Raw genomic sequence first — 25,750 nt, forward strand, 5'->3', positions numbered from 1 at the left:
TCATGGTGGACCGCAGCGCCTTCGATCGCATCCAGCAGGCCGGCGGCTTCGTCACCGTCCGCACCGGCGCCCCCCAGGACGCCAATGCCATCCCCATCGGCAAAGAAGTCGCCGATGCCGCCATGGACGCCGCCGAATGCATCGGCTGCGGCGCCTGCGTCGCCGCCTGTAAGAACGCCAGCGCCATGCTCTTCGTCTCCGCCAAAGCCGGCCAGCTCAACTCCCTCCCCCAGGGCCAGCCCGAAAAAGACCGCCGCACCCTCGGCATGGTCCGCCAGATGGACAAAGAAGGCTTCGGCAACTGCACCAACCAGTACGAATGCGAAGCCGCCTGCCCCAAAGGCATCAGCGTCCGCTGGATCACCAAGCTCAACCGCGACTACGCCATCGCCTCCGTCAAAGAAGCCTTCGGCAACACCCCTAAAGTCGCCGGCGGCGGCGACTGATGCGTAGTGCAAGCGTCCCGCTTGCAGACACCTCCGCCCCATACCGCAAGCCTCCCGCTCGCCACAGCACTGGTAGGGCCCCGCTGCGTCGGGGCCGAAGTTCCGGGTCTGCCACATTGCAGGCATTCAAAAAGGTTCGCCGTCCTTCCAATGTGGAAAAGCAGGCGCGCAGAAGCCTCCACAGCACCCCAAATATGACCCGCCGCGACGACTGATCGCCCGTAGTGCAAGCGTCCCGCTTGCAGCTACATCCACCCCATACCGCAAGCGTCCCGCTCGCCACAGCGCTGGTACGGCCCCGCTGCGTCGGGGCCGAAGTTCCGGGTCTGTCCCATCGCAGGCATTCAAAAAGGCCCGCCGTCCTTGCCATGTGAAAAAGCAGGCGCGCAGAAGCCTTCACCCAAACCCACAAGAAAGCCGCCAGCGGCCACTGATTCGCCTGCCCGAGAATGGCGTCACTGAATGGCTTCTCTCGTGAAGGCCAAAGGCCTTCCGCATCATAGCGAAGGGATGCCGAGCCTTGGCGAGGCTTCCCTGGTACCCGAGGATGCATTCCGGGAAAGCAAACCCATCGCCTTCTTAGCACACCGCTTTAACCAGCAGCGCCTTCCCGACTCTCCTCATCGGCCTCCGCGCCCCGCCCCGCTGCCCCACTTCCTCCCCCCACGGCCCGTCGCTCCAGCGCCAGCATAGTAGTCCGCTCAGTCCCCTGAGCGGCGCTCCGCAATCACCTCCCCCTCCGCTTTTTCCCTCTGCTGATCCCGGAGAGCCGTAGCGAAGCGAAGACAGCCGAAGGCAAATCACAGAAGGTAGCCAGGGGCGAAGCTCGCGCAGCGAGCGCCACCCCTGGACAGAAGCGCACCCTCCGGAAAGCAAACCCAGAGCTTCCTCCACCACACCGCGCCCTCCAGCAGCGTCTCTCCGCCATTCCGCAGCAGGTGGCCTGTTTTTCCCTCACTCCTCCTTCGCCCCGGCAGCAACGGCCGCCCCAGCTCCTTCAAAAACCCATTGTGCTCCATCGTCGCCTCGCGGATCTCCGCCTCGATCGCCTCCAGTTTCTTGAAATTCGCTGCCAGATCGATCTCCTCTTCCCCCACCGCCGTGCTGATGTAGCGGCAGATGTTCAGGTTAAAGTCGTTCTTCTCGATCTCCGCCATTTCCACGCGCCGCGAATAGCGGGGTGCTTCCGCGCCGTTCTGATAGGTGCCGATGATCTGGCGCTTGTTCTCCTCGCTCAGCGTGTTCTGCCGCTTGCCCTTCACATAGTCCTCCGCCGCATTGATGAAGAGCACGTCATCGGGCTTCTTGCACTTCTTCAGCACCAGGATGCTCACCGAAATACCCGTGGAATAAAAACTGATTCGCCGGCTGGCCGATCACCGTGTCGATGTGCCTGTCCTTCAGCAGCATCATGCGGATGAGCTCTTCCGCACCGCCACGGCCTTACACCAAAAATGCGGCTTACCCAGCTAAAACAGCCCAGTTGTCTTTATATTCTGCGAAGGCCGCATTGGAATCCTCAGGACAAAGGGTAACGCTCGATCTACCCCTAAGTCCCCTTTCTGGAATGAGATACCATTCGTTTGTCCCAGCTAACAGAATGGCAAACATATCTACCGCTCCTTCGTATTTGTGCAGTCGTTTCTGTCCCTTTTTACTTCCAGAAGTCCCCCCTATTCCTTGAGCAGTTCGCAGTTCAACAGTAAATGCAGGTCCATTCTTTTTTCTCATTCGCGCTTGCTTGGACTGCTTGACTTCGACTCTTACTAGCTTGGCATGGTCGTCTTGCTTGATGAGAATATGGTCAATTGAGATATTCCATTCTGGAGTCGAAGGAATGTAGCCTCTTGCGGCTGCCTCGGCTCGAAACAATAAGCCGGCTGCATGCCCGCGAATATGACGTTCATCAAGCTGCTCTATAGCCTTGTATATACCGACAGATTTACTCATACGTTTACACTTCAGGCGTTGCCGACTCCGAGATCAGCGTCGTTAAAAGACTTTGTGTTTCTTTCATCAGCGTAAGAAACGATGCTTCGAATTTTTCCCTCGCCGTGACTGCGGCTCTAGTTGCATTAACTATATCACTCACATCTTGCCATTTTGGCGGCACAGGAACTATGATACTTGCTATATGTTTAGCTTCTAGGTGCTGCTGAACCGATCCGTATTCATTCTTTAGCATCTGGTTATATCCAGCAGTGGATTGCAAATATGCATAAACGTAGAACCGCATCCCCTCATCCTTGATTCTCACTCTAATCATGTCATCTGAGACGACGGCTCCCACAAGACGATTGGTAACGTATGCAACACGCCCTATCGTCCCGGAGCGCGTGATGAGCAAATCTCCATACTGCGCCCGCAACACCTTAATGGTGTGCAGTTGGTTCTTCGATGCACGGTTAGTGTCTATTAATTTTGCGCTCTCGGACTTCTCCTGTAGCACAGCCATTGGCGGATAGTATTTCTCAATTCCCTCGCCAGGGGCTTCAACGATGATATTTTCCGTCTTAATTCGCGGCCCTTTGAAAATCACAATGTCCTGCGCAAGCTGCCCCAAAGTCGTGACTGTCCACCCATTTTTCCCGTCAATGCTCTCAATTTCCCTGATTGTGCGATTTAAGTTTGGAAGATAGAATTGAGGGTTAATACACAACGTTGCGCTAAGTTCGCTGCGTTTTACAAGAAAGCGTAATTCGGAGGGTTTTAATGTGCCCTTGGCAGCAGCTCTGTAATCTTCAAGAATTTCTCCAAGATCATGATCAACAACCTCAGTGGGCTGGTTGTTTTCGTCACGTTTGAAAATGGGAATGCCTTCGCTGTCTTGCCCCACTTTGCGTGAAACAGCCATAAAAATATTGTAGTCCTTGGGAAAGCCCTCTCCTTTTTGTGGCCGATACACGAACACTAAACATGTTCTCACGCCCGTATGAGGCTGGAAAGTGTTTTTGTGGCAGTTAATTACTGCGAGCAAGCGGCATTCCGTGAATAGTTTGATCCGCGCTGGAAGATAGGTCTGCGTATCCAAAAAACTCTTTGGCATCACGATCCCGATCTTCCCACCAGGCGCCACCCAGTCTAGGCAGCGCTCAAAGAAGAGCATTTCCGGGGGGACACCTTCTTCAAGCGTAATCTTCGTCGCTTCAAATTTTCCCTCCCTCTCCGTCCACTTCATACCACAAGAATAATTGTCGAGTATCCGCTTGTCGGTAATCTTTCCTTCTCCAACACCACCAAAAGGAGGATTCGTCAGGATAACTGTAGGTTTCTCCCTCCCAGCTCTGGCTTTGACGTGGTCGTCAAAGTAAGTGTAAGGCCCCAGACTGTCGCCCTGCGTCATCCCAGCGTGGCCATCGCCGTTCAGAATCATTGCAGTTTTCGCGATTTTTACCAACCGCTTACTCTGTTCAACCATGAAAAGATTAGTGCGGTGTTTATCCAGTTGGCGTTCTTTTGAAATTGCAGTGCCTGAACCAGTGAGGATTTTTTGACGCACATAACGCATCGCGCCAGTCAAAAAGCCACCAGATCCACCCGCCGGGTCAAGAATCACGTCGTCATAAGCGGGGTCCAGCACTTCGACCATCAGATTGACCACGAGGCGATTCGTGAAGAATTGGCCCTGCTGTCGCTTGAGATACGTTGCAGTGTATTGTTCGTAAGCATGACCCATGATGTCCCAATCGGTTGACTCATGGAGGTTGCTGAGCATCCGGAATCCCTGCAGCTCGTTCACGACATCACATATTGCTCTGGTGCCAACGGTGATCCTTTCGTCAGCTGAGAAAACCGTGGGGTTAGACGTGGCGACCTCACGAAAAAGGGATTGGATCCTCAATCCAACGGTGGCTCTCCCTTCGTCAGTTCGATATTCCTCCGGAGTGCAGTAAAACTCAGGAAGCTCCGCCGATTTCTCCTCATCAATGGCTTTCGCGAGAATCAAACGGACCATATCCATGGTCAGGTCCTCTTCATCTCCGTCAATTCCTCGCGCATGTAGTTTGTTATGGCACCGGCGAAGGAGACCCTTGATGTCTTTCGGCCTTAGTAAATCCGCTTTTTTCCGCCGTCCGAGAGCATCCCACGCCTCATTCTTTCTTGGGACACCGGTCCAGTCAATCAACTCGTTTGTCGGGACGCTGAGACGCCGATAGTATTTAATGCTACCGTTAAACCAAACGGCGCCATTTGCACTTGTGTTGAATACGTATGACACAAGCTGGTTGTGGCCGTCAGTTTCCGTCGGAGACTTGCACTCGACGATAATTTCCACTTTTCCTTGATCCCGTTCTGAGCAGGCCTTCGGGCTCGAATAGACAACGATGTCAGCTCTCACTGGATTGCCATCTTTCCCAACCAACTCTTTTCTTCCGTAATAAATTGGAACCTCCCGCGCCATGACATTCTTGGGATACTGGTACTCATAGTGGAGGGTGCGAATATACCTCTGCCGGACGAATTCTTCCGGGGTTGGCTCAAGAGGCTTGTCAGATAGAAAATCAATGATTTTTCCATCTTCGTTCAGTGCGGTTTCAAATGAGTCCATATCGTAAAGTCGTTTCCGTTATGTGTTGGCTGTGAGTTACAAAGCAAGAGCAAGACTTGAGCTTTCGTGCCCCATGAACTAAGTATCCTTGAGGGTTGTGCCTAGTTCGCGTTCCCCGGCGAAGGCGCATTTGTGGATGTGGTCGTTTTCTTGAGCGAGCTGCAGGCTTTGAAGGAGATGAACGCCTTGCCGCATCCAGAAGCGTGCCAGATAAAGCCGTCGCCGTTATCGTCACCAATGCACTTGGCCGGGGGTGGGGAGCTACCCGGGTAAACGACGTTAGAGAGCATGAATAGGGCAGAAGGTCAGATTTCAAGAACACACCGCCAGCCATGGGGCAACGATTTCTCATCCAAGCCGGGAAGCCCTCCCATGGCAAGGTCCGAAGACTCTTTCAACCAAACTTTACCCCGCCACCGCACCACCACCACGCCCAGAGAACCATCCCTCCTCACCCAGGCCCCATCTCTGCGTTCTCCAAATCTCCGCGTTGCCTCTCTGGATCATCTGCCAGCCCCCAGCCTGATCCTCTTCTTTTTCCCTCTCTTTCCCATTCTCCGTCCTTCGCAGCCCAAAGCGCGAAGCACGGATTTCGCCCATCCCTCCGGAACTCCGGAAAAACAACCGTCAACCACTGTCAACGACCGTCAACAACAGTAAACTTCCCCTCTCCCCATCGGATCGTCTCAGCGTCTTCCCTCTCCCGCTTCCCCAACTGCGCCAAGCGCACCCTCCGTCACGTCCTCCCGAATAACTAAACCGCAGATCGGCTCAGAACCCCCTCTGGAAAATCTCTGCGGCGTTCCTCTCTCTGCGGTGCAAATTTCCGGCCATTTCCCCGCCAAAAAACCGATTCAATCTCTGCCATCTCTGCCTCATTGCCCCTCTGCGGCAAACCGAACTTCCCCATGCCTCCCCTCCGGCCTTCCGTGTATTCCGCGTGTTCCGTAGGCCATCTCTGAGGTGCCCCTCTCCGGCTTCCCCAACCACCACCTCCATCTCCCCCTCTGCGGTCTTCTAATCTCCGCGTTGTAACCTCCGGAACTCCGGAAAAACCATTGCCAACAATCGCAAACCACCGCCAACAACCGCAAACTTCCCCTCCGCTCCCTCACTTCTTCGGCTCCCCAGGCGGCGGACCAGGAGGAGGCCCCGGCGGCGGACCAGGCTTGTTGTCCTGATCCGATGGCGGGCGACGAAACCCACCCTCCTTCGGATCTCCCCCACGCGGCTCACCGCCACGCTCGCGGAACTTCATGAACTCCTGCCCTGCCGCCTCGCGATAGATCTCACGGAACTTCTTGAACGCCTCAAGCCGCTCCGAAGGCGGCAGCGCATCCAGCCTCGCCAGCGCCTCTTTCACCCGCGGCAGCTGCATCAGCCGCTCATGAAAGCCCCGCGTCTCATCCCGCCTCTCAGGCCTTGAAATAGCCTGCAGCTCAGCCCCAAGCCTGATCGCCGCCATGTGCGCAAACTGCGGCGAATCCGGCTTCGGCATTTCCGGCAGCCCTCGCTGATCCATCGGGAACTGCGGCTTGATCTTCTCCAAAATCCCCACCACCTCCGGATCAACTTCCTTCAGCGCCCCATGCAGCGCGTTCCGCATCTCCTCATTCGCCCGCAGCGCCTTGTCACGCGCCTCGATCACCTCCGGCCGCTGCCACGCCTTTTCAAAAGCCGCCCGCACCTTCTGCTTCTCCTCTTCGGAAAGCTTTTCAAACCCATCAAACCCCCGCGGCGGCCCGCCCCGATGCATCATGCCCGGCCCGCCATGCCGATCCCCCTCAGGACGCGGCGACCCTTCCCCAGGCTTCGGTGGCATGGGCTTCTCTCCTTCAGACTGGGCCACAGCCGCCGTGGCTAGCGCAAAAAATAAAACCAAAAAACGCATGCCGGTCATTTTCCGCCGCTGCGTCCTCTTGGCAACCTGATAGCTGGTCTCAGTGTTCATCGCTGCTAATAACCCACGGGCAGCCCAAAAGTTGCACCTACCTGATTCTCTCCAGCTTCAGCAACGGCACCGCCTTCGACGCAAACTGCGCCACATACAGGTTCCCCTCCCCATCCACCGCCACCCCGTGCGGATGGATGAACGTCTTCCCATCACTCCTCATCGGCTGCAGCACCCCACCCTCATACACCGCCGCCGGCGCCCCCAGGTTCGACACCACCCGATACTCCCGATCCACAATCGAGATGAACCCCGGCGAGTTTTTGTCCTTCGGCCACTGGTCCCCCAAATGCGGCACAATGATGTGCTCCCCCCAAAACACAATGTCCCGCGGATTGCCCCCCGGCATCGGGATTTTGTCGATGAACTTCCCATCTTCAGTAAACCTCTTAATCTCCTGCTGATCGCTCATCGCGATGACGATGACGTTTTTTGCCGAATCCGACACATAAGTCGCCCCTCCGTGCGGCCCCCAATGCTTCAACTGGTTCTCCCCCTCCCCCAAATTTCCACCCCACCACCGCAACAGCGAACCATCCGCCTTGTAGTGAAAAAGGTAGTCCTTCCCATATCCATCAAACACCAGGAACTCCCCGCTCGGAAAGTGCACCGTTTTCGAAGGCCTGTATTCATTCGCACTCGCATGCAGCTTCGCCTGTTCCGGCCATGGGAAATGCGCCAACTCCTCACCCTCCAGCGTAAGCTTGCGCACCTCATGAAGTTGAGTGTCAGTGATATACAACACCTCACGCCCACCTTCCTTCACCAGACTCATCCCATGCGCCCCCGGCATCCGCACCGTCCATTGCTTGATCAGCCCCCCCGTCTTCGCATCCAGGATCACCACATTGTTCTTCGCGTCATCGGTCAGGAACAAAAGCCGTCCCTTGCCATCGATTGCCACCGCATGCCCGTTTTTGACACTCACCTGCGCCAGAGCCTCCGTGCCCCAGCCAGGCACCACGCGATAGCGAAACTCCCCCTGTCCCAACAGGTCCTCCGCATGAGAAAGACCGGTCGTTAGGAGGAAAAGAAGGGCAAGACGAAGCATATTCTTCATGCAATCACGCCGGCCGCCTGAAAGCAAGATCAACGCACGGACGGTTTGCCAGCCCCCGTATTGCTGCAAGGTTGATCCCACATGTTCATCATCGTCATCATTGCACTATGTCTCAGTCTTGCCATCGCCCGCTGGGCGCAGGGGCGGCATGAGTCGATGATGCTCAAAGGCTTCCGCGCCACCGCCCCGACGGCACACACAGGCGCCGAAATCGCCCTCATGTTTCTCAAAGCGGAAGGTGTGGAGGACGTCAAGATCGTCGAGCACAACGCCGTGGTGACCGATTACTTCGACCCGGTGCGTCGCAGCCTGTTCCTTCGGCGTGAGGTTGCGGAGGGCACCACCCTCGCTGCCTGGGCTATCGCGCTGCACGAGGCAGCCCATGCCCTGCAAACCGGCGAAAGTCTGGGCGAACTCAAGTGGCGGCAGAGCTGCATCCGCATGAGCCGCTACGTCCCCACCGCCGCCGTCTTCGTGATCATCGGCCTCATCATTGCGCGCATTCTGGTGCCGCGCATCGCGCTGCTCGTTCTTGCAGCCGCTTTCGCTTTGGTGCTGCTGCTGAACCTCGGCAGCGTGCCGCTGGAGTTCAATGCCAACAAGCGCCTGCGCAGGTTTCTTGACTCTCATCTCAAGAATTTCCCCCAAGCCGCCGGCCGCCTCGATGAACTCCTGTTCAGCATGGCCATCCGTGAAGTGGGCGACCTTCTGCGTTCACCGCGCTACTTCTTCTTCAGCGCCCTGCCCGGCACGGGAAAGTTGAGGCCTCATTGACCAGTTGCTTCAGCCGCCGCCGCGCCCGGCATAGTGCCACCCGATAGGCACCCGTTTGCTGACGGCAGGGAGCATCTCCCAGCAAGGCAGGTGAGAGCTTGCTCCATGCGTCAGGTTTCATTTCCTTGCGCAATGCTTCCAGCGCCTTCCGAAGATCCGGCAAGGCCGCGGGTGGCGTGCGCTCATCCGCGATGTCCAAGTCATCCAGAGACACAAAGACCGCCATGCCACCGCGTTTTTCACGATGCTGGTCACGGATCGCATTGGCGATGCGGCAGCGCAGGCTCACCGCCAGATGTGTCTGCTGCTGGGCCAGCGGCGCGACGACTAGGTCGGCGATTTTTTGCCGACGCACCAGGCTGAGAAACACCTCCTGCACGGCATCTTCTGCACTGTGTGGATCACAGCCGCGCTGCCTTGCAAGGGAGTACAACCGGGACCAGTGCGTGCGGCAGAAGTCATTCGTGAGGTCGGAGTCCATGGCTCAGTTCACGGTGAATCCGGCCACCTTGGTCCAGGTGTTGGGGCCGAAGGTTGCATTGACGTCGTAGCTCCCGGTGGCCGCTCCGGCGGGAATGGTGATCTGCATCGTGATGACACCTGAGGAGGAATCACGCGTCGTGGTGGTGGGAGTGATGGTGGAAGGTCCGGTGAGAGACGTGGCCGTTGGCGGGGTGGTGGCAGGTGGCGGATTGGGAGTGCCCAGGGTCACCGTCAGCGTCACGGTGCTGCCGCGGGTGCCGCTAGAGGGAGACACGGTGGTGATGGTGCCGAAGCTGGCGGCGGTGGTCGTAAAGGTCTGCTGTGCTCCATAAGTCGTTCCGCCGCCATTCACGGCCTTCACACGGAAGTAATAGGTGGTGCCGGCGGTGAGGCCGCTGAGAGTGGCGGCGACACTCGTGCTGGTGCTGCCTGTCAGGGTGGAGGGCGTGGCTGTGGCGGTGCTGCCGTAGGAAGTGGTGGTGCCGTATTCAAAGGTCACCGTGGTGCTGCCGTTGTTGGCGTTCACAGTTCCATTGAGGGTGGCTGAAGTTGTTGCAATGCCGCTGGCAGCGCTGCTGGTGGCCGTGGGTGCCGTGATGGCGCCAACGGCGCTGGTAGTGAAGGTCACGTCGCTGCCATAGGTGGTGCCGTAGCTGTTGGTGGCCACCACGCGGCAGTGGTAGGTGGTCGTGGCGGACAGTCCGGAGATCGAGGCGCTAACAGCGGTGCTCGTGCTGCTGCTGAGCGTGGTGGCGGAGACGCTGCTGCCGTAGCTGGTAGTGAGGCCGTAGTCGAAGGTCACTGTGGTGCTGATGCCGTTGGCATTGACGGTTCCATTCAGCGTGGCTGTGCTGCTGCCCAGGGCGCTGGCAGCGCTCGTCGCGGCGGTTGGGGCTGCGTAGGTGATGCCACCGCCGCCATCATAGGTGGCCAGGGCGCTGCGCTGGACGCGGTAGAAGCGCTTGCTGTTGCCGGTGGCGCCGCCGGTTTCGATCACGCTGGTGGTCGTGGAGTTGGCGGTGGCGGACTGTGCGGTGGCCAGAGTGCTCCAGGTGCTGAGATCTGCGCTGGCCTGCACCTTGTAGCTGCCTCCTTCCACACTGGTCCAGGTCAGGGTCACATCACCAGTGGCGGTGTTCACGCCGCCCATGCTGGCTTTTTCCGAGAGGTTCTCGCCGCCTTTGAAGTAGTTGGTCACCGTTTCCGCAATGCTGGTGACCACTCCACCCGTGGGCGTGCCGTAGTACCAGCGGTTGCACATGTAGGGGAACTGCGGCACGCCCGCGCTGGTGATGTTGAGGAAGTAGGCCCAGGTGCCGTTGGGAAACTCGGGCGTCACGCAATAGCGCACATTGTATTCATTGAGGTCGAAATCGGTGCCCAGGGTGTAGTACACGCCCGGGCTCTTTTGCAGGTCGCCGAGGTAGGCGTTGTCCTCGATGTAGCGACCGAGAGCGTAGGTAGTGCTGACGGCAGGACCGGCGACGGAGGTGCCGCCATTGCGCAGGGACCAGGCGGGGACGGTGCGGCCGGCGGTGGTGATGTTGTCCACGCCCGTGGTGGTGCCATCGCGCAGGACAAATCCGCCCACCATGCGGCGCACGGCGCTGGTGGAATCCATGGCACTGCTGTAGCCAAAGGGGCCATAGAGCGGCAGGCCGTCAAACATCCAGCCGATGATGGGAGAGTGCTTCGTGGGTGTGGTGGTATTGCCTTCGGCGTAAGCTTTGGTGCTGGTGTTGTAGGTCACGTTGTCCCCCAGCAGGTAGCGCAGGGCGTAGGGGTTGGCGTGGTTGTGGTACTTGCCCTGGTTTTGCTGGTGGGCGTAGCTTTTGTCAAAGGTGGGGATCTCATTCACATAGGCATCGCGGTGATACTGGCCGGTGCCAGGAGAGCTTTCAGTGCCGCCGGAGTAGGAGAAGCCGTCCATGGGGTCAAAGATGCAGACGCCGTCCATGTAGAAACCCACGGCGTCCTGCATCACGCCGCCCACAGTCAGTCCCATGGTACCGGTCTTCGTCGTCGGGATGACGTAGCTGCGTGGAAAGCGGGCGATGAGCTTCTGATTGACCGGAAGATTGACGAAAAGAGCTGACTTGGCCGCATTGTCATACCATGGACCCATGAGGTAGGTCGCCAGATCGGGAGACTTCACATAGACCCAGCTGGTGCTGTAGTCGATCTGCTGCGGCCCGGCATAGACGGGGAGGGTTTGTGCGAGCGTGTTAGGGCCGCTGGTGCGGGTCCAGGTGGTTTCGGAGGTGCCGGCGGCCAGAGAGGCATCGGTCTCGGTGATGCGGGCATACTTGCTCGAGCCAGCGGTGTACCACGAGGAGAGCTGGGGATCGGCGTGAGCGGTGGCGACGAGCAGAAGTAAGGCAGTGACCGTTTTCATGATACCGCCAAGTCTGCCGGGCGATCATTAAGCCAGCATGAAGCCGAAAAATAAATCTCCCGTCATATTCGGGCTGCATTCTTCATCGCCGCTTAATGAAGACGCGTCTATTCTGCCGCCATGCGCCTCCTCATTGTGGAAGACGAACCCGACATGCTCGACACGCTGGCTGAAGCCATGCGCGGCGAAGGCTATGCCGTGGATGAGGCCGCCGATGGCGAGGAAGGGCTCTTCAAGGCGCTGGAGATCGACTATGACCTCATCATCTGCGATGTGATGATGCCGGTGTACGATGGCTTCGAACTGCTGCGGCGGGTGCGCCAGGTGAAGAAGACACCGGTGCTGATGCTGACTGCCCGCACCAAAGTACAGGACCGCATTCACGGACTGGACAGTGGAGCAGATGACTACCTGGCGAAGCCGGTGGATCTCAATGAGCTGGCCGCGCGGGTGCGGGCGCTGATCCGGAGGGCGCATGGCAATGCGTCGCCTGTGATCACGCTCGGGGAGGTGGAGATCGACACTTCAGCGCAAACGGTGAAGGTGGCGGGTCAGCCGGTGATTCTGACCGGGCGCGAGTATGCGCTGCTGGAGTTTTGCGTGCAGCGCCGGGGAAAGATCATCACCCGCACCCAGCTGTATGAGCACCTGCACGATGAAAATGACTCGCCGGTGTCCAATCTCGTGGACGTGCATGTTTTCAACCTGCGCAAAAAACTGGGGCAGGATTTCATCGTGACTCACCGTGGGAGGGGTTATAGCATCGGAGCATGAAATGGCTGCCGAACAGCATTCGCTGGCGCATCCAGCTCTGGCATGGCCTGCTGCTGCTGGCTGTGCTGACGGGCTTTGGAATCACGGCCTATTTCTTTCAATACGAGAATGTGCAAGCGCGCATGGACGGAGAACTGCGGCTGAGACTGTACATGCTGCACGATCAGCTTACCCGAGGGCATCCTGGGGAAGGCGCAGGGCCGCCGCCAGCTGATGAGAGCTCCGCCCTGGTGAGCGAATTGTTCGGACTTCCCATGCTGGAACAGGGCCAGCCACCACGCGGCGGAAGCATGCTGGAACGTCCCGAGGTGCGGGAGGCCTTTCAGCCCCAGGCCGGCTACTATTTCTTCCTGTGGTTTCGCGATGGCGGCATCTTTGACAGATCTCCCAACGCGCCTGCAGGACTTGCCATGCCTTCCAGAGCTGCGTCCGCGGTTTTTCGCAATCGCCCCGGAGTGCGGGAGGCCTACGACTTCACGCCTCCGGGAGAATGCCTTCTGGTGGGAGTGAACGACACCGGCTTTCGTGCGGAGATGCGCCGGTTTACCGGCGAAATCATCGGGTATGGCAGCATTGTGCTGCTGCTGGGCCTGCTGGGCGGATGGTGGGTGGCCTCGCGTGCCATCGCGCCCATTCGTGACATCAGCGAAGCGGCGCAGAGGATCGCGGGCGGACAATTGAAGGAACGCATCCCGGTGGCGGAGACGGAAAGCGAACTGGGCCAGCTGACCGGTGTGCTCAATGACACCTTCACGCGCCTGGCGGCCGCCTTTGATGAGCAGGCACGCTTCACCTCCGATGCCGCTCATGAACTTCGCACGCCGGTCTCAGTGATCCTGGCGCAGACGCAGCTGGCGCTGGCGAAGCCGAGGACGATCGAAGCCCATCTCAAAACCATTGAGATGACGCGGCGCAGTGCGCTGCGCATGCAGGAGCTGATCGAGTCTCTGCTCACGCTGGCGCAGGCGGATGCAAAAACGCCGGCGCACTCGCAGGCGTGCCAGCTGGATGAGATCAGCCGCGAGAACCTGGATCACATCCGTCCTCTGGCGGAAGAGCGCGGCATCACTCTGCATCATGATCTGGCCCCTGCGGTGTGCTCTGCGCCAGCCGACCACATCACTCAAATTGTGACCAACCTGCTGGCCAACGCTGTGAAGTATTGCCGACCAGGCGATGCCGTGCGCCTGAGCACTCAGCGTGAAAACGGCCACGCCTGCCTCACCGTGGCCGACACGGGTCCAGGCATCGCCGCAGAGCATCTGCCGCATTTGTTTGAGCGCTTTTACCGCGCGGAGGCTTCGCGCAACCGTGCCGCAGGCGGCGCGGGCCTGGGGCTGGCGATTTGCAAAACGCTCGCCGAGGCGCATGGAGGCCACATCACGGTACGAAGCGAACTCGCCAAAGGAACGGTGTTTCAACTGAGGCTGCCTGCCGCTTGAGACGTCGCAAGGGTGCGCGTATGGACGGCGTTATCCTTTTATGGTCAAATACCTCGCCCTGCTGCTTGCCACTTCCTCCATGCTTCTTGCCGACACCCAAACACCGGAAGTGTACACCGGTGATTTTGTGATCAAGGTGAACTACCACTACCTGCTGAGCAAACCGGAGGGGTATGACACGGAGAAGGATAAAAAGTGGCCGCTGGTGATCTTCCTGCATGGCTCTGGGGAGCGTGGTTCCAACCTGGAGTTGATCAAGAAACACGGGCCGCCGAAGCTGATTGCCGCCGGGCAGAAATTCCCCGCCGTGGTGGCGAGTCTGCAATGTGAGTCCAACAACCTGTGGAATCCACATGGAGTGAAGGCGGTGACGGATCATCTGATCAAAACGCTGAACATTGATACCAGCCGGGTGTATCTCACGGGCATCAGCATGGGTGGGTTTGGCACGTGGGAGACGGCGTTTGAATATCCGGACACGTATGCGGCGATTGCTCCGATCTGCGGTGGTGCGGGTGTGCGGTGGGTGACAGCGGGACGGCTCAAGAACCTGCCGTGCTGGATTTTCCACGGGGACAAGGATGGGGCTGTGCCGGTGGAGAACAGCCAGAAGATCTACGATGCGCTCAAGAAGATCGGAGCGCCGGTGAAGCTGACGATCTACCCCGGCGTTGGGCATGATTCGTGGACGCAGACGTATGAAAATCCGGAGCTCTGGAAATGGTTGTTTGAGCAGAAACGCGGCTAAAGTGGAGACAGCCAGCCATCCGGCGCTGGCATTCCACACGCCATGAATCCTCCCAAGGTCTTCATCTCCGCCACCTCGGGCGATTTGCGCAGCATCCGTCAGCTGGTGAAGGATGCTCTGCTGACCATCAACTGCCATCCGGTGGAGCAGACCCACTTTGAACCTGACTGGCGTACGGTGGAAGGCATGCTGCGTGGCAAAATTGCTGGCTGCCAGGCGCTCATCCACATCGCGGGCATGCGTTATGGTGCCGAACCCGAGCCTGCCACGCTGCCGCCGGGCACTGCGCGGCGCAGCTATACGCAGATGGAGTACCAGATCGGCTGCCAGTTGCATGAGGAGCGCGGGGACGCTGGGTTTCGCGTGTATACTTTTGTCTGCCCGGAGGGCTTTGCGTATGATGCCTGCGAGCCGGAGCCGGAGGACAAGCAGGCCTTGCAGCGCCAGCACCGCACACGCCTCATCGACAATCCGCGGCTGTTTGAACAGCCCGCGGGGTCCACGGATCTGACCGCCCGCATTCTGGCTTTGCAGGAGCAGGTTCTTTCTCTTCAGCAAGAGCAGGTGGAGGTGAGGAAGGAGGTGCGGCGGGCACACCGCACTCTGTGGGTGGTGCTGGCTGTCTTGCTAGTGCTGGGTGCAGGCATCTTTGGCCTGCAACGCTTCACGCAGCAGGGCCTCGCCGAGCTCAAGGCGGGGCAGAAGCATGATCCTGCGGCGATCAAGGCCTCGATGATGGAGGCGTCAACGCGCAAGCTCACGGAGGATCTTGCGGAGGCAGAAAAGGCTGCCAAGTCTGATGAGCGGCAGCGGCAGCGTGATGCCGCGCAGGCGGCGCATGCTTCCCGGCTGGCCCGCATTGATGCGAATGTGGCGGAGTATGAACACCTGGCCAGCGCCACGGACACCACTCAGGAGATGCGAGAGGTGATGCGCATTCTTTCCGATCCTAAGGAGGGTGTGGATGCCGCTCTGCGCTACATCCAGAGCCAGCGTGCGAAGCTCGTCGCCGAAGAAGAGCGTCTGGAAAAAGTGCACCTGGAGCAGAGACGTGCACGCCTTCAACCTCTGCTGACGGAGGCCGGGCTGCAGGCCACCAAAGGCCAGACTGCCGAGGCCCGCGCCAGCTACCAGAGCGTGCTCAAACTGGATCCGCAGTGGCCGCAGGCGCTGGAGGCGTATGTGTTGTTTCTCTACGATCAGTCGGAGCAAACGCGGATGCACGGCAGCCTGTCCGCAGCTCTTGCTGATGCGCAGGAGTGCCTCATCAACGCCGAGCGGTTTTACGAACTGGCCCCCAGCGAGACTCGCACACAGCGCCTGCTCTCTGTCGCTCACGGACAGGTGGCCGATGTTCTCACTCTGCGCGGAGCCGCGGGGGATGCTGACGCCGTTTTCAAACACTTCACCCGCGCCTCTGAGATCAGCGAGAAGCTCCTGCAAGCGAGCCCCGACTCTGCCGAAGTCCAACGCGATGTGTCCGTAACAGTGGGGAGGCTGGGAGACTTCCTGGCCCAGCGCGGTCAGCCGGGCGACGTGGACGCCGCCCTCAAAGACTACACCCGCAGCCTGGAGCTACGCGAGAAACTGCTGCAGGCCAGTCCCGACTCTGCGCAGGCCGCACGCGATGTAGCGGTGGGCCTCGACAAACTGGGCCACCTACTGGTTCAGCACGGCCAGAAGGACGACGCTGACGCCGCCTTGAAGTACTTTAGCCGCAGCCTGGAGATCCGAGAGAAACTGCTGCAAGACAGCCCCGGCTCCGCTGAGGCCGCGCGCGATGTGTCCCTGAGTCTGCATGCGCTTGGCGCTTTCCTTTCCCAACGTGGCCAGCCGGATGATGCAGCGGCGGCGCTGAAGTACTTCACCCGCCAGCTGGAGATCTGCGAGAAGATCCTGCACGTCAGCCCCGACTCGGTACAAGCCGGGCGCGATGTGTTTGTGAGCCTGACCAAAGTCGGCAACCTCCTGGCACAACGCGGCCAGCCTGGCGATGCCGACACCGCCCTTAGCTACCTGAAGCGCAGTCTGGAGATCTGCGAGAAGCTGCTGCAAGCCAATCCCGACTCGGCCCTGGCGATGCGCGATGTTTCCATGAGCTTGACGGGACTCGGTGACTTCCTGGAGGAGCGCGGCCAGCCCGGCGACATGGACGCCGCTCTGGGGTACTTTACCCGCAGCCTGGAGATCCGTGATAAGCTGCTGCAAGCCAACCCCGGCTCAGCCCAAGCGGTGAGGGACGTCGTGGGTGGCCACTACAATCTGAGTCTGGATCTCATGAAGCAAGGCGATCAGGCTGGGGCGAAGAAGGAGGCACGCGCCTGCTATGACCTGCTTCATGACCGCATCTCCAAAGGGATGATTTTTGACGCGCCCATCATGGGCCTGCATGAGCGGTTGCATGCGCAATTTGGGACGAAGCCATGAGTGTGTGGCGCAAGGCAGCGGGTTCGGCGGGCGTTTGATCATGCATGATCCGACCACTCCTTCTCTCCTTTCTTGTCGCGTCTTCATTGCAGGCCCAGGTGCTGCCGGGCACGCAGCCGCTGGAACCGAACCCGGATTTCTCGGCCACGATGGTGGCGGGGATCGACAAGATGGCGCTGAGGCTGATTGAGCAGTCGAAGACGGGGCGCAAGCCGACGAGGGAAAAGCTGAAGGCCATCATTGGTGCGGTGGATGAGCGGGTGCCGATCACGGCGCTGGAACTCGTGGGTGACACCTCCGCACCGGCGCTGCTGGCGGAGACAGAGACTGCGCGCATCCTGCGGGTGCGCTGGCCGGTGTTTGATGGCGTGCATGGCGAGGGCATTTTGATTCAGCCGAAAGACAAGCCCGTGGCACGGGTGATCTACATTCCGGACGCTGACACGGATCCTGAGAAGCTGGCGAACGATGCGATGCTGGCCTACAGCGGCTGTGAGATCGTCATTCCCGCGCTGATCAACCGCAGCAGCGAGTTCAGCACGAATGACAAATTTGGCGTGAAGACGAACGTGCCGCACCGTGAGTGGATCTACCGGCAGTCGTATGAACTGGGACGGCACATCATCGGCTATGAGGTGCAGAAGATGCTGTCGCTGGTGGAATACTACAGCACGCAGCCGAAGCTGCCGCTGCTGGTGGCGGGACTGGGTGAGGGTGGCCTGATCGCGATGTATTCCGGAGCGATCGATGAGCGCATCAGCTCCGTGTATGTGTGGGGCTGCTTTGAGCCGCGTGAGGGGGTGTGGGCCGAGCCGATTTACCGGAATGTTTTCAATCTGCTGCGCGACTTCGGCGATGCTGAGGTGGCGTCGCTCATCGCGCCGCGTCCGCTGGTGGTGCAGAACCTTGGCTTTCCGAACGTGCAGGGGCCGCCGAAGGCGAACAAGGGAGAGCGGGAAATCGCCGCGCCGGGGAAGATCACGAAGCCTGCGCTTGAAGCGGTGAAGGCCGAAGTCGCACGCGCCAAGGCGCTGGCGCCTGGAGACTGGCTCATGCTGGCGACGGAGGAGCACGGTTTGAAGGAAGTGGTGGCTCATCTGCTACCGGCCGAAGTGGCAGGACAACTGGTGAAGCGCATCGAGCCGATCATGCCGCAGAAGAATGAGCAGCGCGCCAAGGTGGATGCGACGCGCCAGAAACGCATGGTGCGTGAGCTGGAAGCCTTCACGCAGCGCCTGCTGGTGACGACAGAACTGGAGCGCAAAAAAGAGTTTTGGGACAAGCTGCCGCTCAAGTCGATGGAGGAGTATGAAAAGCACACGGCGGGTGAGAGGGACCGTTTTTGGAATGAAGTCATCGGGCGGCTGCCGGACCCAAATCTGCCGGTGAATGCGAAGAGCCGCTTCGTGAGGGAGACGGACAAGGTGAGGATTTACGAAGTGACGATGGATGTGTGGGAGGATGTGTTTGCGTGGGGCTGGCTGTGCCTGCCGAAGGATTTGAAGCCCAGTGAGAAGCGGCCGGTGGTGGTGTGCCAGCATGGGCTGGAGGGGATTCCTGAAGACACGATTACGACGGATGAGACGCAGCGTGCGTTTGCCCCCTACAAGGCTTTCACGCTGCGGCTGGCAGAACAGGGATTCATCACCTTTGCGCCGCACAATCCGTATCGGGGGAAGGATGCGTTTCGCACGTTGCAGCGGAAGCTGAATCCGCTGGGGCTGACGCTTTACAGTGTGATCAACGGGCAGCATCAGCGCATTCTGGAGTGGCTGAAGGCGCAGCCGTTTACGCCGGCGGACAAGATCGCTTTTTATGGTCTTAGCTATGGTGGGAAGTCGGCGATGCGTACGCCGGCGGTGCTGAAGGACTACTGCCTGAGCATCTGCAGCGGGGACTTCAATGAATGGGTGCGCAAGTGTGTGAGCACGGACATGCCGATGTGCTACGTGCATACGCACGAGTATGAGATCTGGGAGTGGAACATGGGCCGCACTTTTAACTATGCGGAGATGGCGGCGCTGATCGCCCCGCGGCCGTTTATGGTGGAACGAGGGCACAATGACGGGGTGGGCATTGATGAATGGGTGAACTATGAGTTCGCCAAGGTGCGGCGGCTTTATAACAAACTGCAAATCGGCGACCGCACGACCATCGAGCACTTTGACGGCCCGCATACCATCCATGGAGTGGGGACGTTTGAGTTTCTAAAGGAAAAACTGGGTTGGAAGTGACTGTCGAAGGCGGCTTACACCCAAGGCAGCAAAGACTTAGGCGGGAATGAATCAACTGCCAAGGGATGCCCCCTGGGTACCACCTATGGTGGCCCGCGATGAGCGTGACCCATTTTCTCAAGAAGCCCGTCTTCTCCCTGCCGTCGCGCCAGGAGTTGCCCAATCTGCAGTACTTTTTCCGACGATTGTGGCTGATTTTTGGCGGCGCGGCGGTGCTGCTGGTACTGAGCTTTGGGGTGTTTGGCTACATCGGAGAGAATCTGGAACAGCGACGGGCCGACAACGTCAGCACGGTGAATCTGCTGGCGCGGCAGCGCACGGACAGCCAGGTGCTGAGCCGGCTGATGCTGGAGGCGGAGATAGGCGCACAGCCGCTGCAGACGTATTACCTGGGGAAGATCGACCTGGTGTGGGCGAGCATGAATTCCTCCCAGGAAATGCTGCAGTCCGGCAAACTGCAGCAACACGCCACGGGACCGCAGTATGAGGAGATCAAGAAGAGGCTGGACCAGGCGAACGCGAATTTTCAGAACATCGCGAAAGTGATCAAAAAACTGCACGTGCGCACGGATGCCGCCCACCCCCTGCCTAGAGACCTGGGAGACAAGCTGACAGAGGAATGCGATGCTCTGGCCGCGGCCCTGGACCAGGCGGCGCAGAAGATCACGGCGATCAACCTGGACACGAACATGCAGATCCGCCTGCTGGCGTGGCTGGAGATCGCCGTGACGGTGGGGATCTCCCTGGTGACGGCGCTGCTGCTGACGCAGGGGCAGATTTTCACCACGAGGCAGCTGGTGGAGACCAGCGTGAGGCTGGAGGAGCTGACGTACCTGCAAAATGCGGTGCTGGAAAGCGCGGCATGCGGGATCATCAGCACGAACACGGCGGGGCTGATAGCCACCTTCAACTGCGGAGCGGAGAAGCTGACGGGGTATTCAAGACAGGAGGTTGTAGGGAGCCTCACGCCGGAACTGTTTCATGACGCGGCGGACCTGGCACGCATGGCGGCGGAGGTTTCTCATGAGATGGGGACGACGATCGCGCCGGGATTTGAGGTGTTCGTGGCGCATGCGAAATGCGGCATCCTGCGTGAGCGTGAGTGCACGTACGTGCGGAAGGACGGCAGCCGTGTGTCCGTGTCTCTGAACGTGACGGCGATGCTGGACGATGCGGGAGAGGTCACGGGATTTCTGGGCATCGTGGCGGACATCACAGAAAAGAAAAAGCTGGAGCAGCAATTTTTGCGCGCGCAGCGCATCGAAAGCGTGGGGACGCTGGCGGGGGGAATCGCGCATGATCTGAACAACGTGCTGACGCCGATTCTCATGTCGATCGAGCTGCTGCGGCTTACCAACACCAACCCGCGCACGCTTTCGATTCTGACAGGCATCGAGGGCAGTGCGAAGCGCGGAGCGGACTTGGTACGGCAGATCCTGACCTTTGCGCGCGGAGTGGAGGGCAAGCGCTCAGAGCTGCATGCCGGGCGGTTCATCAAGGACATGCAGCAGCTGGTGCAGGACACGTTTCCGAAGAACATCTACTGCATCAGCAACCTGCCGGAGGATCTGCCTTCTTTCATGGGAGATCCGACACAGCTGCACCAGATTCTGCTGAACCTGTGCGTGAATGCGCGGGACGCGATGCCAGACGGGGGAACGCTGACCATCTCCGCCGGCAAGGCGATGCTGGACGAGGCGGCGGCGGCGGTGCAGATCGACGCCAAACCAGGGGCCTACATCACGCTCCGGGTGAGCGACACGGGCACGGGCATCCCGCCAGACGTGGTGGACAAGATTTTTGATCCATTCTTTACCACGAAGGAGATTGGCAAAGGGACGGGGCTGGGGCTTTCAACGGTGCTGAGCATCACGAAGAGCCACGGTGGATTTGTAACGGTGAGCAGCGAGCCGAATCAGGAGACCACCTTCACCATCTGGCTGCCCGCTGTGCAAAGCACGGGCACGCATGCCGCACCTGCAGCCACCGAGGAGCAGCTGATCCCACATGGCAAAGGGGAGCTGATCCTGATCGTGGATGATGAAGAAGCCATCCGCACGACGACGCGGCAGACGCTGGAAGCGATGGACTACCGGACGCTGGTGGCCGCGGACGGAGCGGAAGCCGTGGCGCTGTACCGACAGCACGGCTCGGAGATCGCCGTGGTGCTGACGGACATGATGATGCCGGTGATGGACGGGCCGACCACGATCCAGATGCTCAGGATCATCAACCCTGACGTGAAGATCATTGCGGCCAGCGGGGTGTCCCAGCAGGGCAGCCCGGCCAAGGTGGCGGAGATGGGCGTGCGCCATTTCCTGCCGAAGCCATACAGTGCGCAGACCGTGATGACGACGCTGCAGCTGGTGCTCGGCTAAGGAAAAAAATGGCGGGAAGAGCCCGCGCGGAGTTTGAGCCCGTGAGGGGCGCACTCAGCTTTTCATCGGCGCGGTGGAGAGCACAGGCTGGATGTGATTTTCAGAGACGAGGGTGACCAGGAGGTTGTTCACCATGGTGGCCTTGGAAGCGCCGTCGAGCTGGACGATGCCGTCGTTCTCCAGTTTGCGGAGGGCCATTTCGACCATGCTGATGGCACCGTCCACGATGATCTGGCGTGCGGCTAGCACCGCCTGCGCCTGCTGGCGGCGCAGCATGGCCTGGGCAATTTCCGGGCTGTAGGCGAGGTGGCTGAGCTGGGCCTCCAGCACCTCAATGCCCGCGACGCTGGTGCGCTCCGCCAGTTCCGCACGGAGCTGGCTGGCGATCTCGGCAGGATGGCTGCGAAGGGCGATCTCTCCGGGCGTGTGAGGTTCATACGGAAAGAGATTGGAAAGATGGCGGAGAGCGGTCTCGCCCTGGAGACGGACGAAGTTGCCGCAGCTCTCCACGGCAAAGGTGGCCTTGGCGGAGTCCACCACGCGCCAGACGATAACGGCGGCGATTTCGATGGGGTTGCCGTGGGCATCGTTCACTTTGAGCTGCTCGCTCTGAAAGTTGGCGATTTTGAGGGAGATCTTCTGCCTGCCGGCGAAGGGATTGATCCACCAGAAGCCGTTTTCCACGATACTGCCGCTGTATTTGCCGAAGAAGGTGAGAACCAGCGCCTCATTGGGAGAAACGATGGCGATGCCTTTGAGCAAAAAGAAGCCAAGAATGGCCGCAGGAACTGTCAGGAGGGGGATATATTCGGGAAATTTGACCACATGGAACGCCACCAGACCGAGGGCGGCGAAAATGACGAGCAGGCCCGGTATGGCGAAGGCTTTGTGTTCTTTCATGGTGGTGCATTACAGCTCCGGGCAGAGAGAACGTCATTGAGAAAATTAGGCGAATTTTCCAACCCGCCGCCGCTGCCACAGTGCGTTTGCATTCGCTGCATCGTCCGCTAGGCTGGGGGCGTAACTCAACGCGCTATGCAAACACCCAAAATCACCGCCTACCTGAAAACCTACTGTGGCTGGAGCGAAGGCGTCCGTGCCATCTTCCGCAAATACGACCTGCCCTACGAAGAGAAGGACATCATCAAGAACCCCGCCTTCCGCTGGGAAATGGAACAGAAGAGCGGCCAGCCGCTGTCTCCCTGCGTGGAAATCAACGGCACCATGCTGGCGGACATCAGCGGTGATGAAGTGGAAGCCTGGATGACCCAGAACGGGCTGCTGGAGAAGAATGAAGCGCCAGCCGATGCTCCGACCAATTCCGCCTGCACCGATGCCCAGCACGCCGCGATGGCCGCAGGCCAGGTGGGCACGCTGAAATTCGTGGGCTGATCCGATTTCCCCCCTCATGCGCACCCGGCTTTTCCTCCTTGGACTGGCGGCATTCCTCGCGGCCTGCAACACCGTCTATTATGCCGCCTGGGAGAAGCTGGGCTACGAGAAGCGTGATCTGCTGAAAAGCGCGGTCAAAAAAGCGCGTGGAGAACAGAAGGACGCCGGGGTGCAGTTTCAGGATGCACTGACGCAGCTCAAGAAGCTAACGAACTACAACGGTGGCAACCTGGAGTCCGCCTACAACCGCTTCAAAGGCGAATACGAGGACTGCGAGTCCCAGGCAGCGCGGGTGCGCAGCCAGATCCGCGAGGTGGACACGGTGGCGCGCGATCTTTTCCGCGAATGGGAAGGTGAGATCCGGCAGTATCAGAGCGCCTCTCTCGCTGCCGACAGCCGGCGCAAACTGGCTGACACTCGGGCCCGGTTTGAGCCGCTTTCGCGCTCCCTGCACGCAGCGGAGGCCACCATGGATCCGGTGCTGCGCCAGTTTCACGATCAAGTGCTGTACCTGAAGCACAACCTGAATGCCGAGGCGATAGGCTCGCTGCGCGGCACGGCGGACAACATTCAGGGAGACATCCAGCGGCTGCTGGATCAGATGAACCGGTCAATCGCCGAGGCCGACCGGTTCATTCAGACGCTGTGAGCAGTGATCAGACGGTGGGAAGAGGGGTCGCGGGAGCTTTGAGAGCGCGAAGAAGGAGGTAGGCGCAGGTGCCGGTGGGGCCGACCATGAGGGTGAGAAGGAGGCAAGGCGCGACAAGCCAGGGGCTGTAGCCACGTTCGCGGCTGTCGAAGTAGATCCAGCGGCCGACGAAGAGATCGACGCCCAGGAAGTGGATCCAGGCGAGAGCGACGCAGTGGGGATCGGCGAAGAGGGTGGTGATCTCGGCGAAGTTTCCGCGGGCGAAGATGGGCAGGTTGGTGAGGTAGTAGGGGATGTTCAACAGCGCATACGGCAGGCAGATCAGAAAGATAGGCCACAGTGGGCGCATGAGTTTCTGGGTGCCCTTCCAGTGCGGGAGGAAGACCATGCAGAGCCAGAAGGGCGCGACGGCCAGGTTGAGGACTTTGAAGGTGAGGGCGTAGAGATCCATGGAGGGAAAATGATGAAGGATGAATTATGAGGGATGAAGCGAGCTTGGGTTCGTACTCAGAGCAAAGCGTGGGGGTGGGCGCTGGGAACCGCACACGGAGTGTGCGGGCCACTTCGCGGCGGGCGAAACGAAAATCAGTGGTGGATGAGGGAGGTGGTCCCAATTGCGGCGCAATTGGGCTGCTCTTAATCGAGGTCGTATTCGAGGATGTATTGTTCGGGAAAGGGGCCGCCTTTGAGGTCGATCTCGCCGTCTTTGCCGGGGGCGGGGCGGAGGTTTTTCTTGAGGAGGAGGGCTTTGATGATCTGGGGCACCTGGATGAGGCTGACGTGATCCCCGAGGCAGCGATGATGGCCGTAGCCGAGGATCATGTACATGCTCTGCGGACGATCGAGGCGGAACTGCTCCGGGTTTTTGACGAAGGTCTCGTCAAACATGGCGGACTGGGTGCCGGCAAGGACGAGGGAGCCTTTGGCGATTTTCGTTTCACGCGGGGTGCCTTTGGCAAGGACGTAGTCCTGCTCGGCGTAGCGGGGGAGGACGGAGTTTCCGGGGCGGAAGCGCAGGGCCTCCCAGACGTAGCGGCCGAGGAGGTCGTCGTTGTTTGCGCGCGCGGCTTTGATGGCGCCCTGGAGTTCTTCGGGGCGGGTGAAGAGCTCGGCGAGGCATTTGCAAACAGCGGCCTGGGTGGTCTCTCCGGCGCCGATGAGGAGGCCGGCGGTGAGGATGATCATGCGGTCGTCGGTGATGCCTTTGACCTCGTTGGAGCCTTCCTTGAGCATGCGGGCGAGGACGGTGTCCTCAGCGCCGGGGTTCTGGGTAAGGAGGGCGCGCTTTTCTTTGATGAGGCCGCTGATGTAAGAGGTCATTTCATGGCCGGCGCGGATGGCGTCTGCGTGGATGCCATGCTCTGCCTTGATGTTTTTGAAGAAGTCGGCCTGGGTGGCGCGGGACCAGCGGAACATGGAGGCCTCGTCGGGACCGGGGAAACCGCCGTAGGCGCCGGTGAGGAGAATGGGCACGCGACGGGCGACCTTATTGACGATCTCGATGCGGCCGACGGCTTTGCCGGTCTTGGGATCGGTGGTGGTCTGGGTGCCTTCGGCGATGGCTTTGTGAGCGAGGGAGACGACCTGAGTCTTGATGCGAGGGTAGTCCGCGGGCGACATGAGCGCACGCATGTAGGGCTTCTCGACGAGATTGTAGCGGGTGTGGTCGCGACCGAGCATGAAGGCGCCCATGCAGTCGTCCATCTTGGAGCCGTAGAGGCGGACGGTGAAGGTGTCCCAGTTGTTGAGGACTTCGAGGACGTCCGTGCGATTGGCGACGAGGACGGTGGAGGTGAACTTAAGCCCGGCCTTGGTCGGCACGGGTGCCGTGGTGATGACGGGGCGATAGGCCCGCATCTCCTTGAAGGTCTCGATGGAGTTGTCCTGCAGCCAGTCGAAGGTGGTCTTGAGCTTGAGGACGTCCAGCCACTGACGATCGTAGTCTTTGAGGAAGGCCTGGGGGTCTGTGGGATGCTTGCGGTCAACGGCGCAGGACACGACGCAGAGAGAGGCTGCGAGAGCGAGGGCGGGGCGGAGGAACATGGAAA

General features: G+C 59.7%; 19 protein-coding genes and 1 pseudogene. 10 read left to right on the forward strand and 10 right to left on the reverse strand.

From position 1 onward, the window contains the following. Positions 1-446, forward strand: a 446-nt coding sequence (locus ACILSO_RS09060) for a 4Fe-4S dicluster domain-containing protein (protein WP_395737067.1), incomplete at its 5' end; no start/stop codon positions are given. A gap of 971 nt (positions 447-1,417) precedes the next feature. Here the strand turns inward: ACILSO_RS09060 and ACILSO_RS09065 are convergent. From ACILSO_RS09065 to ACILSO_RS09085, 5 genes and pseudogenes are all read right to left on the reverse strand, one after another. After that, a pseudogene (locus ACILSO_RS09065) lies at positions 1,418-1,886 on the reverse strand (N-6 DNA methylase); the annotation flags it as partial. Positions 1,887-1,907: 21 nt separating this feature from the next. Then, positions 1,908-2,396 (reverse strand): hypothetical protein, encoded by a 489-nt coding sequence (locus tag ACILSO_RS09070; RefSeq protein ID WP_395737068.1) that lies wholly within the window; start codon positions 2,394-2,396, stop codon positions 1,908-1,910. A 4-nt stretch (positions 2,397-2,400) separates the two neighbouring features. Continuing rightward, positions 2,401-4,995: an N-6 DNA methylase gene (locus tag ACILSO_RS09075; protein WP_395737069.1), complete on the reverse strand. Its 2,595-nt coding sequence runs from the start codon at positions 4,993-4,995 to the stop codon at positions 2,401-2,403. A 1,111-nt stretch (positions 4,996-6,106) separates the two neighbouring features. After that, positions 6,107-6,817, reverse strand: coding sequence for a hypothetical protein (locus ACILSO_RS09080; RefSeq protein ID WP_395737070.1), 711 nt, complete (start codon positions 6,815-6,817; stop codon positions 6,107-6,109). Between the two features lie 166 nt (positions 6,818-6,983). Beyond that, complete coding sequence (locus ACILSO_RS09085; protein WP_395737071.1) at positions 6,984-7,997, reverse strand: hypothetical protein; 1,014 nt, start codon at positions 7,995-7,997, stop codon at positions 6,984-6,986. Positions 7,998-8,087: 90 nt separating this feature from the next. Here ACILSO_RS09085 and ACILSO_RS09090 point away from each other — a divergent pair, with 90 nt between their 5' ends. Next, a complete protein-coding gene (locus tag ACILSO_RS09090) occupies positions 8,088-8,780 on the forward strand; it encodes a zinc metallopeptidase (protein ID WP_395737072.1) in 693 nt (230 codons plus the stop codon). Here ACILSO_RS09090 and ACILSO_RS09095 read toward each other — a convergent pair. Further along, positions 8,740-9,261 carry an RNA polymerase sigma factor gene (locus ACILSO_RS09095; protein ID WP_395737073.1) on the reverse strand — a complete coding sequence of 174 codons (522 nt, stop codon included), beginning with the start codon at positions 9,259-9,261 and terminating at the stop codon, positions 8,740-8,742. The genes ACILSO_RS09090 and ACILSO_RS09095 overlap by 41 nt on opposite strands. 3 nt (positions 9,262-9,264) lie before the next feature. Further along, entirely contained in the window at positions 9,265-11,658 is a 2,394-nt protein-coding gene (locus tag ACILSO_RS09100) for a YHYH protein (protein WP_395737074.1), read from the reverse strand. A gap of 120 nt (positions 11,659-11,778) precedes the next feature. Between ACILSO_RS09100 and ACILSO_RS09105 the strand changes: the two genes are divergently transcribed. From ACILSO_RS09105 to ACILSO_RS09130, 6 genes are all read left to right on the forward strand, one after another. Further along, positions 11,779-12,432 (forward strand): response regulator transcription factor, encoded by a 654-nt coding sequence (locus tag ACILSO_RS09105; protein ID WP_395737075.1) that lies wholly within the window; start codon positions 11,779-11,781, stop codon positions 12,430-12,432. Next, on the forward strand, positions 12,429-13,874 hold the full coding sequence (locus ACILSO_RS09110; RefSeq protein WP_395737076.1) for a sensor histidine kinase: 1,446 nt from the start codon (positions 12,429-12,431) through the stop codon (positions 13,872-13,874). Before ACILSO_RS09105 ends, ACILSO_RS09110 begins: the two co-directional genes overlap by 4 nt. A 40-nt stretch (positions 13,875-13,914) precedes the next feature. After that, a complete protein-coding gene (locus ACILSO_RS09115; protein ID WP_395737077.1) occupies positions 13,915-14,622 on the forward strand; it encodes a prolyl oligopeptidase family serine peptidase in 708 nt (235 codons plus the stop codon). Positions 14,623-14,664: 42 nt separating this feature from the next. Next, complete coding sequence (locus ACILSO_RS09120) at positions 14,665-17,049, forward strand: DUF4062 domain-containing protein (RefSeq protein WP_395737078.1); 2,385 nt, start codon at positions 14,665-14,667, stop codon at positions 17,047-17,049. Positions 17,050-17,093: 44 nt separating this feature from the next. Beyond that, positions 17,094-19,283 carry an alpha/beta hydrolase family protein gene (locus ACILSO_RS09125; protein WP_395737079.1) on the forward strand — a complete coding sequence of 730 codons (2,190 nt, stop codon included), beginning with the start codon at positions 17,094-17,096 and terminating at the stop codon, positions 19,281-19,283. A gap of 104 nt (positions 19,284-19,387) precedes the next feature. Beyond that, positions 19,388-21,661 (forward strand): ATP-binding protein, encoded by a 2,274-nt coding sequence (locus ACILSO_RS09130; RefSeq protein WP_395737080.1) that lies wholly within the window; start codon positions 19,388-19,390, stop codon positions 21,659-21,661. A gap of 54 nt (positions 21,662-21,715) precedes the next feature. Here ACILSO_RS09130 and ACILSO_RS09135 read toward each other — a convergent pair whose 3' ends face one another. Continuing rightward, positions 21,716-22,561, reverse strand: coding sequence for an SPFH domain-containing protein (locus ACILSO_RS09135; protein ID WP_395737081.1), 846 nt, complete (start codon positions 22,559-22,561; stop codon positions 21,716-21,718). A 135-nt stretch (positions 22,562-22,696) separates the two neighbouring features. Here ACILSO_RS09135 and ACILSO_RS09140 point away from each other — a divergent pair, with 135 nt between their 5' ends. Both ACILSO_RS09140 and ACILSO_RS09145 read left to right on the forward strand, forming a co-directional pair. Then, positions 22,697-23,053, forward strand: a complete 357-nt coding sequence (locus ACILSO_RS09140) for a glutaredoxin family protein (protein ID WP_395737082.1) — start codon at positions 22,697-22,699, stop codon at positions 23,051-23,053. A 16-nt stretch (positions 23,054-23,069) separates the two neighbouring features. Continuing rightward, on the forward strand, positions 23,070-23,702 hold the full coding sequence (locus ACILSO_RS09145) for a DUF2959 domain-containing protein (protein ID WP_395737083.1): 633 nt from the start codon (positions 23,070-23,072) through the stop codon (positions 23,700-23,702). 7 nt (positions 23,703-23,709) lie between these two features. Here ACILSO_RS09145 and ACILSO_RS09150 read toward each other — a convergent pair whose 3' ends face one another. Both ACILSO_RS09150 and ACILSO_RS09155 read right to left on the reverse strand, forming a co-directional pair. Next, on the reverse strand, positions 23,710-24,153 hold the full coding sequence (locus ACILSO_RS09150; RefSeq protein WP_395737084.1) for an ABA4-like family protein: 444 nt from the start codon (positions 24,151-24,153) through the stop codon (positions 23,710-23,712). A 185-nt stretch (positions 24,154-24,338) separates the two neighbouring features. Then, entirely contained in the window at positions 24,339-25,745 is a 1,407-nt protein-coding gene (locus tag ACILSO_RS09155) for a cytochrome P450 (protein WP_395737085.1), read from the reverse strand. Positions 25,746-25,750: the final 5 nt, after the last annotated feature.

This window comes from Prosthecobacter sp., from assembly GCF_044226605.1.
In the GTDB taxonomy this organism is placed as follows: Bacteria; Verrucomicrobiota; Verrucomicrobiia; order Verrucomicrobiales; family Verrucomicrobiaceae; genus Prosthecobacter.